Origin of the sequence: Blattabacterium sp. (Blatta orientalis) str. Tarazona (assembly GCF_000334405.1) — a bacterium.
Lineage (GTDB): Bacteria > Bacteroidota > Bacteroidia > Flavobacteriales > Blattabacteriaceae > Blattabacterium.
On sequence record NC_020195.1, the window covers coordinates 558,495 to 573,425 of the forward strand.

Annotated in this window: 16 protein-coding genes and 1 pseudogene; 4 read left to right on the forward strand and 13 right to left on the reverse strand. The window is 27.9% G+C overall.

All coding sequences use genetic code 11. From position 1 onward, the window contains the following. Positions 1 to 300 precede the first annotated feature (300 nt). The 10 genes from mnmA to atpB form a co-directional block, all read right to left on the reverse strand. Positions 301 to 1,482, reverse strand: a complete 1,182-nt coding sequence (gene mnmA / locus BLBBOR_RS02770) for a tRNA 2-thiouridine(34) synthase MnmA (RefSeq protein WP_015370915.1) — start codon at positions 1,480 to 1,482, stop codon at positions 301 to 303. A 93-nt stretch (positions 1,483 to 1,575) separates the two neighbouring features. Then, entirely contained in the window at positions 1,576 to 2,694 is a 1,119-nt protein-coding gene (dnaJ, locus tag BLBBOR_RS02775; protein WP_015370916.1) for a molecular chaperone DnaJ, read from the reverse strand. Positions 2,695 to 2,709: 15 nt separating this feature from the next. After that, positions 2,710 to 3,261 carry a nucleotide exchange factor GrpE gene (locus BLBBOR_RS02780; RefSeq protein ID WP_015370917.1) on the reverse strand — a complete coding sequence of 184 codons (552 nt, stop codon included), beginning with the start codon at positions 3,259 to 3,261 and terminating at the stop codon, positions 2,710 to 2,712. A 93-nt stretch (positions 3,262 to 3,354) separates the two neighbouring features. Continuing rightward, a complete protein-coding gene (trpS, locus tag BLBBOR_RS02785; protein ID WP_015370918.1) occupies positions 3,355 to 4,338 on the reverse strand; it encodes a tryptophan--tRNA ligase in 984 nt (327 codons plus the stop codon). An 82-nt stretch (positions 4,339 to 4,420) separates the two neighbouring features. Beyond that, the gene (atpG, locus tag BLBBOR_RS02790; RefSeq protein ID WP_015370919.1) at positions 4,421 to 5,317 is read right to left on the reverse strand and encodes an ATP synthase F1 subunit gamma; all 897 of its coding nucleotides are present in this window, start codon (positions 5,315 to 5,317) and stop codon (positions 4,421 to 4,423) included. Between the two features lie 10 nt (positions 5,318 to 5,327). Further along, on the reverse strand, positions 5,328 to 6,908 hold the full coding sequence (gene atpA / locus BLBBOR_RS02795) for a F0F1 ATP synthase subunit alpha (RefSeq protein ID WP_015370920.1): 1,581 nt from the start codon (positions 6,906 to 6,908) through the stop codon (positions 5,328 to 5,330). Between the two features lie 13 nt (positions 6,909 to 6,921). Further along, entirely contained in the window at positions 6,922 to 7,476 is a 555-nt protein-coding gene (atpH, locus tag BLBBOR_RS02800) for an ATP synthase F1 subunit delta (protein WP_015370921.1), read from the reverse strand. 2 nt (positions 7,477 to 7,478) lie between these two features. Next, entirely contained in the window at positions 7,479 to 7,970 is a 492-nt protein-coding gene (gene atpF, locus BLBBOR_RS02805) for a F0F1 ATP synthase subunit B (RefSeq protein WP_015370922.1), read from the reverse strand. A 9-nt stretch (positions 7,971 to 7,979) separates the two neighbouring features. Next, entirely contained in the window at positions 7,980 to 8,207 is a 228-nt protein-coding gene (gene atpE, locus BLBBOR_RS02810; protein WP_015370923.1) for an ATP synthase F0 subunit C, read from the reverse strand. A 15-nt stretch (positions 8,208 to 8,222) separates the two neighbouring features. Then, a complete protein-coding gene (gene atpB / locus BLBBOR_RS02815; RefSeq protein ID WP_015370924.1) occupies positions 8,223 to 9,272 on the reverse strand; it encodes a F0F1 ATP synthase subunit A in 1,050 nt (349 codons plus the stop codon). A 151-nt stretch (positions 9,273 to 9,423) separates the two neighbouring features. On the opposite strand from atpB, the gene BLBBOR_RS02820 reads away from it, so the two are divergent. Next, on the forward strand, positions 9,424 to 10,572 hold the full coding sequence (locus tag BLBBOR_RS02820; RefSeq protein ID WP_045118232.1) for a PLP-dependent aspartate aminotransferase family protein: 1,149 nt from the start codon (positions 9,424 to 9,426) through the stop codon (positions 10,570 to 10,572). Positions 10,573 to 10,577: 5 nt separating this feature from the next. Here BLBBOR_RS02820 and cysS read toward each other — a convergent pair whose 3' ends face one another. The 3 genes and pseudogenes from cysS to nadE all read right to left on the reverse strand — a co-directional run bounded on the left by cysS (position 10,578) and on the right by nadE (position 13,603). Then, positions 10,578 to 12,032 (reverse strand): cysteine--tRNA ligase, encoded by a 1,455-nt coding sequence (cysS, locus tag BLBBOR_RS02825; RefSeq protein WP_015370926.1) that lies wholly within the window; start codon positions 12,030 to 12,032, stop codon positions 10,578 to 10,580. 4 nt (positions 12,033 to 12,036) lie between these two features. Next, positions 12,037 to 12,709 (reverse strand): annotated as a pseudogene (folE, locus tag BLBBOR_RS02830) (GTP cyclohydrolase I FolE). A gap of 177 nt (positions 12,710 to 12,886) precedes the next feature. Next, positions 12,887 to 13,603, reverse strand: coding sequence for an NAD(+) synthase (nadE, locus tag BLBBOR_RS02835; RefSeq protein WP_015370928.1), 717 nt, complete (start codon positions 13,601 to 13,603; stop codon positions 12,887 to 12,889). A 31-nt stretch (positions 13,604 to 13,634) separates the two neighbouring features. Between nadE and tsaB the strand changes: the two genes are divergently transcribed. The 3 genes from tsaB to BLBBOR_RS03330 all read left to right on the forward strand — a co-directional run bounded on the left by tsaB (position 13,635) and on the right by BLBBOR_RS03330 (position 14,927). Further along, positions 13,635 to 14,276 (forward strand): tRNA (adenosine(37)-N6)-threonylcarbamoyltransferase complex dimerization subunit type 1 TsaB, encoded by a 642-nt coding sequence (tsaB, locus tag BLBBOR_RS02840; RefSeq protein WP_015370929.1) that lies wholly within the window; start codon positions 13,635 to 13,637, stop codon positions 14,274 to 14,276. Positions 14,277 to 14,435: 159 nt separating this feature from the next. Further along, on the forward strand, positions 14,436 to 14,699 hold the full coding sequence (locus BLBBOR_RS03315; RefSeq protein ID WP_048818552.1) for a hypothetical protein: 264 nt from the start codon (positions 14,436 to 14,438) through the stop codon (positions 14,697 to 14,699). Between the two features lie 105 nt (positions 14,700 to 14,804). Further along, positions 14,805 to 14,927 (forward strand): hypothetical protein, encoded by a 123-nt coding sequence (locus BLBBOR_RS03330; protein ID WP_255343409.1) that lies wholly within the window; start codon positions 14,805 to 14,807, stop codon positions 14,925 to 14,927. Positions 14,928 to 14,931: the final 4 nt, after the last annotated feature.

Here is a 14,931-nt window from a genome sequence, read left to right on the forward strand (position 1 = left end):
AAAAAATACTATTCCTTTAAGAAAATTTACTTATGCATATCATAAATTATATAATATGCAAAAATATGAAAAAAATCGATTATATAAAATTGTTTTTCCTGTATTTATTTTTAAAATATAATTGATTTTTCTATTTATTAATGAAAATATTTTAAAGTTTATAATTGAGAATTCGTTTGTATAAAGTATTTTATTATTTCAATAAAAAAACATATTTATTATTGAAATATTTCAATTTTGATATCAAAAATAGATTCAATATTAAAAAAATAAATCTATCCTGATAAATATTATAATAATTTATGAAATAACTCCTGATCCTATTAATTCTTCATTCAAATACCATACAGCGAATTGTCCTTCGGTAATAGCACATTGTAGAATTTCAAATTCTATAAACATTCCGTTTTTGATTTTGTATAACAAGGCTTTTTGCAAAGGTTGTCTGTAACGAATTCTACAAAAAACCTCCATTTTTTCTCCATTTAATAGAGCTAGATCCTCCCGAATCCAATGAATGTCTTTTTCCTGAATAAATAAGGATTTTTTATATAAACCTGGATGATTTTTCCCCATCCCTGTATAAACTATATTTTCTTTGATATCGGTTTCAATCACAAAAAGAGCTTTCTTATATCCTCCTATAGAAATCCCTTTTCGTTGTCCTTTTGTAAAAAATTGAGACCCATGATGATATCCAATTACTTTTCCATCTGATTTCTGATATTTTTTTCTTTTGGATAAAAAAACATTCTTCTTCCTTTGACAAAAAGGTTTTTTTTTTGGATGATACATTAAAGCGTTTGAATCAATCATAACGATTTCTCCTCTTTTTGGAAATATTTTTTTTTGAAGAAATCTGGATAATTGAATTTTCCCTACAAAACACAATCCTTGAGAATCTTTTTTATATGCATTACATAATCTATTTTTTTCCGCTATTTTACGAACTTGATTTTTAGTCAATGTACCTAATGGAAATAGAGATTTTTTCAATTGATATTGTGTTAACTGACATAAAAAATAGGATTGATCTTTATTAGAATCTTTTCCAACAAGAAGACGATATATGATTTTATTATTTTTTATTAATTTTTTTTTATTAACGTAATGACCTGTGGCAATAAAATCAGCCCCTAAATCAATGGATTTTTTCAAAAAAACATTGAATTTTATTTCTCGATTACACAAAATGTCTGGATTAGGAGTTTTCCCAGATCTATATCCGTCAAACATGTAATTAATAATAGATTCCTCGTATTCTTTTTTCATTTCTACTACTTGAAAAGGAATATTTAAATCTTTAGCTACTAACAAAGCATCAATACTATCTTCTTTCCAAGTACATTGATTAAAAACAGAATCATCCCAGTTATGCATAAATAAACCGATCACCTCATAACCTTGTTTTTTGAGAAGTAATGCTGCAACACTAGAATCAACTCCTCCTGAAAGTCCTACTACTACTCTTTTTTTTTGCATCAGAATAAAAAGACAAAAATGGAGTTTTCATAAAGAATAGATTTTTTTTGTAAAGTTTAAAGGAGCACATAGGGTTTGAAAAAAAAATATAATTTAAGAAAACATTTCTCGAACACGATCAAAAAAAGATTTTTCTGAATTTCCAGGATGAGGGAGAAAATTTTCATTTTTTCTCATTTTTTCAAAGAATTTTCTCTGTTCTTCATTGATTTTTCTTGGAGTCCAAACGTTCACGTGAATAAAAAGACTTCCATATCCATATCCTTCAATATTAGGTAATCCCTTATTTTTTAATCTGAGAGTTTTTCCTGATTGTGTTCCTGGATCTATTTTAATACGGGCTTTTCCACTAATGGTAGGAACCTCTTTTGAGACTCCTAATATCGCGTCTGGGAATGAAATATATAAATCATAATGAAGATTACAGCCTTCTCTTTTTAATTTTGGATGAGGAATTTCTTCAATTAATACAATTAAATCTCCGGAAATTCCGTCAAATGGAGCTTCATTTCCCTTTCCAGAAACTTTAAGTTGAATTCCCTCTGTCAGCCCTGCAGGTATTTGTATATTTACTAGTTCTTCTTCTTTAATTAATCCATGTTTATTAGCGCCAAAAGGGATATTATCAATACTTTTTCCAGTTCCAGAACATATGGAACATTGAGAAGTTGTTTGCATTCTCCCTAAAATGGTATTAGCTATACGGGTAATTTGACCCGTTCCATTGCAAGAAGTGCAATTTTTAAAGTGAACGCCACTAGCTACTTTCAATCTTTTTACTTTTACTTTTTTTTCTATTCCATTAGCTATTTCTTCTAAGGTAAGTTTTACTCTGATTCTCAAATCGCTTCCTTTAATAGTTCTATTTCGTGTTGATTTTCCAAATCCAAAACCAGAAAATCCCTCTCCAAAGGCATCCGCAAAAATATCTCCAAAATTTGCAAAAATATCTTCCATATTCATTCCAGATCCAGAACTACTTCCTTTAACACCGGCATGTCCAAATTTGTCATAACGTTGTCTTTTTTCCGGATTGCTTAATACTTCATAAGCTTCAGCCGCTTCTTTGAATTTTTCTTCTGCTTTCTTTTTATTATCCGGATTTTTATCTGGATGATATTTAATGGCTAATTTTCGATAAGCTTTTTTAATTTCTTCTGAAGAAGCGTTTCTAGAAACACCTAATACTTCGTAATAATCTTTTTTCACCATGAAGATAAAAGTTAATTATTTTCCAGTAATAACTTTGGCATGTCGTATAACTCTTTCCTGTAGGATATATCCAGATTCTATAATTTCCATAATCTTTCCTTTTAAATTTTCTGTTGTAGCTGGAATTTGTGTAATGGCCTCATGGAAATCAGTATTAAAATCATCTCCTTTTTTGATTTTTATTTTATTCAATCCTTTTTCTTTTAAAATTTTTATGAGTTTTTCCTGTATTAGAGATACTCCTTGAATGAGAGCTTCGTCTTTTGATTTTTTCAGCTCTTTAAGTCCTCTTTCAAAATCATCTAAAATAGGGATTAAATCTATAATAATTTGTTGATGAGCAGATCTAAAAAGATCAAATCTTTCTTTTTGAATACGTTTTTTATAATTTTCAAATTCTGCAAAAAGACGTAAAAATTTATCTTTTTCTTTTTCCAATTTTTCTTTAAAAATTTCTACTTCTTTTAATGAATGTTCTGTTTTTTCTTGACAAGAATTTTCCATTTCAGATAGATCTAAAGGATTCTTTTCATTCTGAGAATCAGTATTTTTTTGATTGATATTCATAACATAAAAAATATTTAGAAAACAATTCTATGCTCTAGAAGCAAAAGATTTGCCATGTTTTATAATTGTGTCATTATGACACAATGTAAAATCTTAAAATAAAGAATTAAATTTGAAAGTTTTTCGAATCTTATTTAATCTTTCATAAGCTATATTTCTTGCTTTTTTAGCTCCTAAATAAAAAATACGATCTAATAAAGATTTATTCTTTACAAGAGAAGAAAATTTCATCCTTTCAGATGAAAATCTTTTTAGAATACACTCATACAATTCTTTTTTAGCCTCTAAATATCCATATCCTCCCTTTATATATTTTTTTTTCATTTCTTCTACTCTATCAAGTGGAGCTAACAATCTATACAAAGCCATTATACAATCTTTATCCGGATTTTTTTTTTCTTTTAAAGATTTATTATCCGTATGAATGCTCATAATTTGTTTTTTTAGAATTTCATCTGAAGAAAAAATATTAATCCAATTTTTTTTTGATTTACTCATTTTTTTTCCATCTGTCCCAGGAACTAATCCAGTTTCTATTGGGATGAAAGCTTTAGGTAAAACAAATAGTTTTTGACCTATTTTTTTATTTAAACGACTGGCTATATAGCGTGTTATTTCTATATGTTGTAACTGATCTTTTCCTACGGGAATGACTTCTGCATTGTAAAGCAATATATCAGCTGCCATTAACATAGGATATGTAAACAAACCTACATTAATTTTCTCTTTCAGATTGATTTTTCTTTTGAAAGAATGAGCTAATGTAAGTCTTTGATAAGGAAAAAAACAATTAAAATACCAAGCTAATTCAGTTACTTCGGAAACATCCGACTGTCTATAAAATATGCTTTTTTCTGTATTTAAACCAAAAGATAACCATGCTGCCGCAATTTGATAAGTATTATCACGGATAGTTTCCAGATCTTTCATTTGTATCAGTGAATGTAAATCTGCCACAAATATAAACGAAGAGTATTTTGAATTATTAGCCATATTTATAGATGGAATTATCACTCCCAAAATATTCCCTAAATGAGGAGTTCCTGTACTTTGAATTCCTGTTAATATTTTTTTCATAATTTTTTTTATGTTGAATAAAAAACCTTATTACTTAACAACAAATGTAATCAATAAACGGAATGTCCTTCACTCCCATTAATTAATTAGTTTCACTTAAAGCTTCTAATCCACTAATAATTTCAAGTATTTCCTTAGTAATGGAAGTTTGTCTTTCTTTATTATAATTCAACATAAGATTCTTTTTAATGTCAGAGGCACTTTCTGTAGCTTTATGCATAGACATCATACGTGCAGTATGTTCTGAAGTAGATGATTCTAATATACTTTTAAATAGTTTCACACTAAGAAATTTAGGAATAATATAATCCAAAATTTCTTCTTTAGATGGTTCTAAAATAGAATAATTAGATGATTTTTTTGAGGATTTATTTTCAAAATTTGTAAAAATAATTGGAAAAAATTGTTCTATAATTATTTCTTGAAAAAATGAATTTTTTAGATGGTTGTAAATCAAATATATCGAATGAAATTTTTTGGAAAAAAAATCTTCAATTAATTCTTTTACAAAAATGATTACATCTTTATATTTATAAGTAAAATTATTTGGTATTTTTTTTTTTTTCTTATACATATTATATTTTCTCGATAAAAAATCAAATCCTTTTTTTCCGATAGAAAAAAAAATACAATCTTTTTTCAAATAACCGTTTTCTTGAATATATCTATGAATTTTATCAAAAATTAAGGAATTGAAAGCTCCACATAATCCACGATTAGAAGTTATGACTATAAACAATTTCTTTTTTCCTGAAGAAAAAAAATATTTGTTATCCTGAATATTTTCTAATTTATCATGGAATGATAACAGAAAATGTTGAAATAATTGCTCTATAGATTCTGAGTATCTTTTTATATGTAAAAGCAATTCTTTGGATTTTCGTAATTTCACGATAGAAATCATTTTCATAGCTTCCGTTGTTTTTACAACGGAATCTATAGATAAAATTCTTTTTTTGATTTCTTTTGGATTAGACATAAAAGTTCTCTTAAGAAGAATATTTTTCACTTAGTTCCATGGCGACTCTTTCCAGAATTTCAGCTAATTTTTTGTTGAAAATCCCTTCTTTCAAATCTTTCAATAATTCTTGGTGTTTTTCATTTAAATAAAAAAGATATTCCTTTTCAAAAGAGGATATTTTTTCAATAGGTACTTTTTTCAAAAAATTTTTAGTTCCAGCATAAATAATAGCAATCTGATCGGATATATTATATGGAGAATGAGGAGGTTGTTTTAATATTTCTATGTTTCTTCTTCCCTTCTCTATAATTTCCATAGTTATAGGATCTAATTCAGAACCAAATTTTGAAAAAGATTCTAATTCTCGAAATTGAGCCTGGTCTAATTTCAAAGTTCCAGATATTTTTCTCATAGATTGAATTTGAGCAGAACCTCCTACCCGGGAAACAGAAATACTTTCATTAATTGCAGGACGTACTCCAGAATGAAATAGATCTTTTTCTAAAAAAATTTGTCCATCTGTTATAGAAATGACATTGGTAGGAATATAAGAAGAAACATCTCCAGATTGTGTTTCAATAATAGGAAGTGCGGTTAAAGAACCTCCACCTTTTACATATTCTTTGATAGATTCTGGAATATCGTTCATTTTTTGAGCTATTTTTGTATCTTTTATTATTTTAGCTGCGCGTTCTAATAATCTAGAATGCAAATAGAAAACATCTCCTGGATATGCTTCTCTGCCAGGAGGACGTCGTAATAACAAAGATACTTCCCTATAAGAAACAGCTTGTTTGGATAGATCATCATAAATTACCAAAGAAGAACGACCCGTATCACGAAAGTATTCTCCAATAGCCGTACCAGAAAACGGAGCAAACACTTGTATAGCTGCTGGATCAGAAGCATTTGCTGCGACTATAACTGTATAGGACATGGCTCCTTTATCCTCTAAAGTTTTCGTGATTCTGGCTATGGTAGATCCTTTTTGGCTTATAGCTACATAAATACAATAAACTTGTTTATCTGTATTATACAATTCTTTCTGATTGAGAATAGTATCAATGGCTATAGTAGTCTTCCCTGTTTGTCTATCTCCAATAATTAATTCTCTTTGTCCTCTTCCTATAGGAATCATAGCATCTATAAATTTAATTCCTGTTTGAAGAGGTTCTTTTACAGGTTCTCTATAAATAACACCTGGAGCTTTTCTTTCCAAGGGCATATCAAATAATTGCCCTTCTATAGGGCCTTTTCCATCAATCGGATTTCCTAATACATCCACTACGCGACCTAGCATCCCCTCTCCAACTGGAAGAGAAAGAACCTTCCCTGTACGCTTTACAATGTCTCCTTCTTTGACATCTTTAGAGGAATTTACTAAGACGATACTTACATGATCTTCTTCCAAATTCAAGGCTATTCCTTTTATTCCAGTATGAAATTCCACTATTTCTCCAGAAAATACAGAATTCAATCCAACAGATCTAGCTACCCCATCTCCTACTTGAACAATAACCCCGGATTCAGATAATTTCGACTCATATTGAAAATCAGATAATTGTCTTTTAAGAATCGATGATATTTCAGAATATTTTAAATCGGACATGAAAATAAATGCTTTAAACTGAATTTTTCAATAGTTTTTGAATACTAAATAATTGTCCCTTCACACTAAAATCCCATTCTTTGTATCCTATACGAAGCAAAAAACCTCCAAGAATGGATTCATCTATTTTATTAATAATCTGATATTTTTTATTATTTTTTTTTGATTCTAAAGAAATGATTTTATTTATAATAATTTTTTGAAGATCCATTCTTAATGGAAAAGCAGAAATAAGGGAGCATTTTAACAATCCTTTTTTTTCCTGATAAATTTTTTGATATTCCAAAAAAATCTTTTTGGAAAGATGTTCTCTTTTTCGTGCTGTTAAAATTTTTATAAAATGAAAAATAAAAGGATCGAAAGGATAGAAAATTTTTTCTAAAATTTTTATTTTCCTTGCAGGACTTAACAAAGAGGTACACAAAACCTTATTCAACTCAATGTTTTTAGATAAGAGGAAGGATATTTTTTTAATTTTATGATAAGTAGAATCTCTTTTCTCGTTATTCATCAAATGCTCAAAAAGAACTTTAGCATAATGTCTAGTCACTTTTTTTTTCGAAAACATTTTTATAATTTGTTTACTAATTCTTTGATCAATTTTTCTTGTTTATTCGTTTTTTGATTTGGATCCAACTCTTTCTTTAAGATTTTTTCGGCAATTATTATGGAAATATCCCCTATTTGATCTTTCAATTCCTGTATGGCCATTTTTCTCTCTCCCTGCATAATTTTTTTGTCTCTTCTATAAGCTTTTTTTCTCCAAACACCTTCTTCTATAGCTTTATGTTTTATTTTTTCTCTAATTTGAATGGCCTCTTCCAAAATTCTATCTCTTTTTATGCGAGTTTCTTTCAAAATTTGATTTTTTTTATTTTCTACCATTTTCAATTCCTTTTGAACTAAATCAGCCTTTTCTATAGAAATTCTAATTTTTTCCTCTCTTTGATCAATGAATTTCATAATTGGTTTCCACGCATATTTGGAAAGAAAGGAGATCAATATCAGAAATATTATTGTCTGCCAAACAATTAAACCGATAGAAGGAGTAACCAAATCCATTACAAAAACTTATTTAAACACAGCTAATAAAGCGGTTACTATTCCAAACAGAGCGGCTCCTTCAATAAGAGCTGCAGCAACAATCATGGCATTTTGTATCTTTCCTGAAGCTTCAGGTTGTCTAGCAATAGCATCCATGGCTGAACTTCCAATTTTCCCAATTCCTAAACCAGCTCCTATTACAGCAATTCCAGCACCTAAAGCGGCTAAACCTGAATAAATTAAATTTATATCCATAATGATAATATTATTTTAATACGTTTTATGTTCATATTCCTTTACAGCCATTCCTATAAGTAAAGAAGATAAATTCGTAAAAATAAAGGCTTGCAAAAAAGCCACCATAATTTCCAACAAGGAAATAAAAAAGCCGAAAATAATGGAAAAACTAGCAATAAAAAAATTTTTAAAAATAAAAATAAGGCAAATAAAACTTAAAATAATGATGTGCCCAGCAGTAATATTAGCAAATAAACGAATACATAAAGTTAATGGACGAATGAAAATCCCTATAAATTCTATGGGGGCTAACAAAAATTTTATCCCTATGGGAACATTTGGCATCCAAAAAATATGTTTCCAATAATTTTTATTGGCTTTAATATTGATGATTATGAAAGTAATTACTGCTAAAACCAATGTAACACTTATATTTCCTGTAACATTTGGGAATCCTGGTAAAAGACCTATTAAATTATTAACCAATATGAAAAAAAAAACAGTCAACAAAAAAGGAAAATAGGTTTTATATTTTTTTTCCCCAACATTTGGAATAACTATTTCATTACGAATAAATAAAATTAAGAATTCTAAGAAAATTCCGAAATTCCATTTCGTTTGATGATTTTTATAGCTATATCTCATTCTCCTAAAAATGTAACATAATATTAAAAAGGATATTCCAATAGACACTACATTTTTTGTAACAGAAAAATCCAAAGGTCTATCATTTTTAGGAAAACCTCTTGCATCTATATATAAAATTCCAACAGAATTTGTTTTATATATTTTTTCTTGAAACATTTTATAATTTCCATATTTTCCTTTGACTACTTTTCCATGAGAAAATTGAGAGGATAAAAAAAACTCCCATCCATTATTCCACAAAATAATTGGTAAAGAAAATATAATTCCCTTTTCATGATTTCCTACAACATGCCATTCGTGAGAATCACTTACATGTTCAAGAATAGTCTTAGCTATATCTATATTTTTATTTTCATTTTCATTAGCAAAAAGATTTGTAAGAAAAATAAAAATCAAAAAGTAATATAATCCTAATTTTTTTAAAGCTAAAGTCATTCAAAAAAAGTAGGAAACAAATTTAGATTTTTTTCCATAAACAAAGGTAAATATTCTATTCTCTAAAAAAAAGAATTTACAAATTTCATTTTTTGAATTTTTGAATTGAAAGAGTACATTTGTATATAAATTTGTGCAAAATACAATGACGATGAAGGAAGAAACAAAACTAATTCAAAACATTTTATCAGATCCTCTAACAGGAGCTATCTCTACTCCCATATACCAGACTTCTACTTATATTCAAGAATCTCCTGGAGTTCATAAAGGTTTTGATTATACAAGAACCAATAATCCTACAAGAAAAATATTGGAAAAATTAATTACAGATTTAGAAAAAGGCTATGCGAGTTTAGCTTTTTCTTCTGGGTTAGCATCTGTGGATGCTGTTTTAAAATTATTAGAGTTTGGAGATGAAATAGTTGCTGTGGATGATATTTATGGGGGGACTTTTCGTTTATTAAATTTATATAAAAAATTAGGAATTCGAACCCATTTCGTGGATACTACCTATGCAGAAAATGTTATTTCTATCCTTACTCCTAAAACTAAGATGATTTGGTTAGAATCTCCTACTAATCCTACTTTAAAAATATCTGATATTAAGTATATTAGTGAAAATTCTAAAAAAGTAAACCCAAACATTTTAGTTGTTGTAGACAATACTTTTGCTACTCCAGCTCTTCAGAATCCTCTCAGTTTAGGAGCAGATATAGTTATTCACAGCGCTACAAAATATCTAGCAGGACATTCAGATGTATTAGCTGGACTAATGACCGTGAAAAATCCAGATTTATATGAACAATTAAAATACATTCAAAATGCGACTGGAGGAATTTTATCTCCTATTGATTGTTGGTTAACTATAAGAGGGTGTCAAACTTTGTATCTACGTATTAAAAAACAGTCTGATAATGCATTTAAGATAGCCTCTTTTTTATTGGAAGAAAAAAATACCTGTATTGATAAGGTTTATTATCCTGGATTATCCCAGCATAAAAATCATAGAATAGCAGTAAAACAACAACTCTATTTCGGAGGAATAGTGTCATTTAGTCTTAAAGAGGATACTATAGAAGCGGCAAAAAAAGTTGTAACCTCTACTAAATTATTTAAACTAGCAGAAAGTTTAGGAGGAACAAAAAGTTTAATTTGTCATCCGGCAACTATGACGCATAAATCTACTCCTTTAGAGGTTAGAAGAAACGCAGGAATTCAAGATTCTCTTATACGTTTATCTTTTGGAATAGAGAATGAAGAAGATCTTCTTGAAGATATAGATCAAGCTTTAAAACATTAAAAAGACTAAACAAGTTTGTCATCATGTAATGAAATCCCTATACGCGATAGTTCTTCGCGAATTAAATCTGAAAGAACCCAATTTCTTTTTTTTCTTGTTTCTGTTCGAATTTTTATTAATATTTCAGTAAGTATTTTTAATTTTTTAGACGTTTTTTCAGAGGGATTTTTTTCTATTTTTTGAAGACCAAGTATATCAAATAAAAAATGATTCATATATTTTTTTAATAAATGTATAGAACTCCCTATATAGTTAATAGAATGATTCAAAATGTGAGTCACTTGGAAGAGATAGGAGATTAATAAAGGTGTGTTAAAATCATCATTAATAGCTTCATAACAATCTTTTATCCATTTATTTACATCAAATTTTGATATATTTTCCTTATCACTTTTAGAAAAAAATTCTAATTTTTCTATTGCATTAATTAAACGATGATATCCTTTCTCTGCATCTATAAGTCCTTTTTGAGAAAAGTTTAAAAGGCTACGATAATGAGATTGTAATATAAAGAATCGAATGACTATTGGATGATATTTAGAGATTAAATATTTTGTGGATAAGTAATTTCCTGTGGATTTACTCATTTTTTTTCCATTTAAAGTAAGCATGTGCGTATGCATCCAATAATGTGCAAGATGATTCTTGTTATAAACTCCTATTGCTTGTGCTAACTCACATTCATGATGGGGAAATTTAAGATCTATTCCTCCACCGTGAATATCAAAAACTTCTCCTAAATATTTTGTACTCATTGTTGTACATTCTATATGCCAACCTGGCACTCCTTTTCCCCATGGAGAGTTCCAGTTCATAATATGACTGTGTTTAGCTCTTTTCCAAAGAGAAAAATCTTGAAAATGTTGTTTTTCACCCAGAAAATTAGATTCTTTCTTAAAAAGTTGATCGATTCTATTATGACTCAATATTCCATAAGAACATAATTGGCTATATTTTTTTACGTTAAAATAAACAGATCCATTATTTTCGTAAGCTAAATTTTTTTGAATCAATTTTTGAATCATCTCAATTTGTTCTATAATATGACCAGTAGCTGTTGGTTCAATACTTGGAGGTAAAGTATTGAAAATATTTAATATATGATGAAAAGATAAAGTATATTTTTGAACAATTTCCATAGGCTCAATTCCCTCAAAAAGAGATCTTTGATGAATTTTGTCTTCTCCATCATCACTATCATTTTCTAAATGTCCTACATCCGTAATATTTCTGATATAGCGGACTTTATAACCTAAATGTTTAAAATAACGGAAAACTAAATCGAATAATATAAAAGTCCGACAGTTTCCCAAATGAAGATGATTATAAACAGTGGGACCACAAACATAAATTCCTATATATTCCTTATGAATAGGTTTAAATAATTCTTTTTTTCCGGTAAAAGAATTATATATTTGTATATGATCTCGTATATAACGTATATAATTTTCTATATTCATAAAATTAGGATCTTCCAATATAATGGAAAAATTCTCTTCGAATTCCGAATCTTTTTAAATGCTCCTACTAATTCAGTAGTGATCGTTCTGGTATCTATATCTCGAATTCCACGAGAATTTACACATAAATGTTTTGCGTCTATAACACAAGCAACATTTTTTGTATCTAGTATTTTTTGTAAAGATTTAACAATTTGCATAGTCAAACGTTCTTGAACTTGTGGTCTTTTTGCGTAAAAATTTACGATTCTATTGATTTTAGAAAGACCCACTACCTTTCCATTGGAAATGTAGCCAACATGTGCTTTTCCAACAATAGGTAGAAAATGATGCTCACAAGTAGAATAAACTATTATGTTTTTTTCTATCAACATCTGATTATATTTATATTTATTTTCAAAAGTGGATAAATGAGGATGATTTTTTGGATTTAGTCCGCTAAATATTTCTTTTATAAACATTTTTGCTACACGTTTAGGTGTACTGCGTAAACTATCATCATTCATATCCAAACCTAAAATTTCCATAATGTGGAAAAAATGTTTTTCTATTTTATCAATTTTTTTTTCATCGCTTATAAGAAAAGCATCATCACGTATTGGAGTTTCATGATTTTCTAAAAAATTAGTATCCTTATTATCTTTTTCTAAAAATTTTTTATACTCTTCTCCCATCATAATTTAACTTAATCCATGAAAAACAAAGGTACGAAAAGGTTTTTGGATTGATATGTTTCTCTTTTTCTTTCCAAGAATTAGGAGATTATTTTTCCATTTCTTAAAATATTAGGAATTTCACAGATAGGAATAGGTCTAATTTTGTGCTCGTTTTTTTGTGTAGATATTGATATTTTTTCAAAATATCATATTCTCTTCCTTTAAAGGTTTCATGAAAATTTTTTTCCTTTTTTCTGCGATTTTCATTGCCCATTCTAATTCTTCATAAGTAGCTTCTAACTGATCTTCATCTGACCTTTTATCTTCCCATAATCCATCTGTAGGTTCAGCTTTTTGTATTCCATCAATAATATTTAATTCTTTAGCAAGAAAACGGATTTCACTTTTAGTTAAATCTGCTATAGGATGTATATCGACACCTCCGTCCCCATATTTTGTAAAAAATCCAACTCCAAAATCTTCTACTTTATTTCCAGTTCCTACCACTAAATAATTCTCTATATTTGCGTAATAATATAGAGTTAACATACGGATACGAGATTTTGCATTGGCTAAAGCCAAAGGTTTATTTTTTTTTTCTGTAATATGATCATTCATAGTGTGAATAAAAGAAATGAATAAAGAAGATAGATCTTTTTTTAGATGATGAACATTTAAAAATCTAGATTTTAAAAAATTTACATGTTGTTCAGATAGAAAATTTGGATGTTTTTCTAAAATAGGCATTTCTAATGTGAAAGTTGGGTATTTAGTCATAGCTACTAACATGGAGGTCACAGAAGAATCTATACCTCCGGATATTCCAATAACAAAACCATTTGATTGAGTTTTTTTTATGTATTTTTTTAACCACTGAACAATATAGTGAACTATTTTTTTTGCATTATTTTTCATTTTAAATATTTTGATTGTAAAAAAAAATAATATGACTTTGATCCTAAATTTGGAAACTTCTACAAAAAATTGCTCGGTGAGCATAGCAAAAAACGGCATATGCTTAATATCCATAGAAGAACATACAGATAAACATCTTCATTCAGAAAAATTACATACATTTATACAATATGCTATAAAAATTTCAAAAATTAATATAAATGATTTACAATCCATTTGTGTAAGTCAAGGTCCAGGGTCCTACACTTCCTTAAGAATAGGAATATCGGCTGCTAAAGGTTTATGTTATGCTTTAGGCATTCCCTTATTATCATTAGATTCATTAACTATTTTGAGTCAAAAAATAGATGTCCAAGATGGATTTTTAATTCCTATGATACATGCAAAATCTGATCTTTTTTATACAACTTTATTTAATAAATATAAAAAAAGATTATGTCCTATTTCTATAAAAAAGTTTGGTGGTTATTTTTTCAAGTCTATAACAGAGAATAAAAAAGTATATTTATTTGGAAATATAATTTGTCCAAAAGTAGAGAAGTTATTTACGGATAATTTTCGTTTTATTTTTCCTATTTATCCATCTGCAATGGATATGTCTTTTCTTTCCTACGTGAAATTTTGTAATAAAAAATTCAATAACATTGAAAAATTTATTCCATGTTATTTATAATAACAAATAAAGATTTTTTTGAATAGAATTATTAGAATAGAATAGGAATAAGAGATAGTCCGCTAGCTATTTCTCAAGCAATAGAAGTTCAAAAAATCCTTCAAAGTAGGTATTTTCACTAGAAATTTAACTGATGTTCTTCTTTCTAGAAAAATTGATATGGCTGTGCATTCTTTAAAAGATGTTCCTACTTTTCTTCCAGAAAAAATAGTTTTTTCTGCTTATTTGAAGCGGGGAAGTTTTTCCGATTTATTATTAATATATAAAGGATCTAGAAATTTTTTATTGAATTCTAAAATAGAAGCCGTTATAGCTACCGAAAGTCTTATAAAAAGGATTTTTTGGAAGAATCGTTCTCCTCATCATCCCATTGTGTATTATTTAATGAGGAAATATAAATACTCGATTAAAAAAATTATATAATAACTCTTGGAAAGTAGCTACCTTTGCTAAGGTAGGATTGGGGCTCATGCAATCATTAAAAATAAAATTATTTATTTTACCGGAATATTATTCAGTTTAGATGGCATGCAAAAAATAAGAAAAACAAAAATAGGAACTAATTATAATGTTATAGGATATCAGTGTGTACAAGGAAATATTGGAGAATATGAGAATAAAAAATATTTCATAGATAAGAGTAGTAAGTAAGCAT

What these genes read in the sequence shown, in the direction of transcription:
- mnmA (WP_015370915.1), bottom strand. Translation starts at nt 1,482, where the DNA reads ATGCAAAAAAAAAGAGTAGTAGTAGGACTTTCAGGAGGAGTTGATTCT.
- dnaJ (WP_015370916.1), bottom strand. Translation starts at nt 2,694, where the DNA reads ATGGTGAAAAAAGATTATTACGAAGTATTAGGTGTTTCTAGAAACGCT.
- BLBBOR_RS02780 (WP_015370917.1), bottom strand. Translation starts at nt 3,261, where the DNA reads ATGAATATCAATCAAAAAAATACTGATTCTCAGAATGAAAAGAATCCT.
- trpS (WP_015370918.1), bottom strand. Translation starts at nt 4,338, where the DNA reads ATGAAAAAAATATTAACAGGAATTCAAAGTACAGGAACTCCTCATTTA.
- atpG (WP_015370919.1), bottom strand. Translation starts at nt 5,317, where the DNA reads ATGTCTAATCCAAAAGAAATCAAAAAAAGAATTTTATCTATAGATTCC.
- atpA (WP_015370920.1), bottom strand. Translation starts at nt 6,908, where the DNA reads ATGTCCGATTTAAAATATTCTGAAATATCATCGATTCTTAAAAGACAA.
- atpH (WP_015370921.1), bottom strand. Translation starts at nt 7,476, where the DNA reads ATGTTTTCGAAAAAAAAAGTGACTAGACATTATGCTAAAGTTCTTTTT.
- atpF (WP_015370922.1), bottom strand. Translation starts at nt 7,970, where the DNA reads ATGGATTTGGTTACTCCTTCTATCGGTTTAATTGTTTGGCAGACAATA.
- atpE (WP_015370923.1), bottom strand. Translation starts at nt 8,207, where the DNA reads ATGGATATAAATTTAATTTATTCAGGTTTAGCCGCTTTAGGTGCTGGA.
- atpB (WP_015370924.1), bottom strand. Translation starts at nt 9,272, where the DNA reads ATGACTTTAGCTTTAAAAAAATTAGGATTATATTACTTTTTGATTTTT.
- BLBBOR_RS02820 (WP_045118232.1), top strand. Translation starts at nt 9,424, where the DNA reads ATGAAGGAAGAAACAAAACTAATTCAAAACATTTTATCAGATCCTCTA.
- cysS (WP_015370926.1), bottom strand. Translation starts at nt 12,032, where the DNA reads ATGAATATAGAAAATTATATACGTTATATACGAGATCATATACAAATA.
- nadE (WP_015370928.1), bottom strand. Translation starts at nt 13,603, where the DNA reads ATGAAAAATAATGCAAAAAAAATAGTTCACTATATTGTTCAGTGGTTA.
- tsaB (WP_015370929.1), top strand. Translation starts at nt 13,635, where the DNA reads ATGACTTTGATCCTAAATTTGGAAACTTCTACAAAAAATTGCTCGGTG.
- BLBBOR_RS03315 (WP_048818552.1), top strand. Translation starts at nt 14,436, where the DNA reads ATGGCTGTGCATTCTTTAAAAGATGTTCCTACTTTTCTTCCAGAAAAA.
- BLBBOR_RS03330 (WP_255343409.1), top strand. Translation starts at nt 14,805, where the DNA reads ATGCAAAAAATAAGAAAAACAAAAATAGGAACTAATTATAATGTTATA.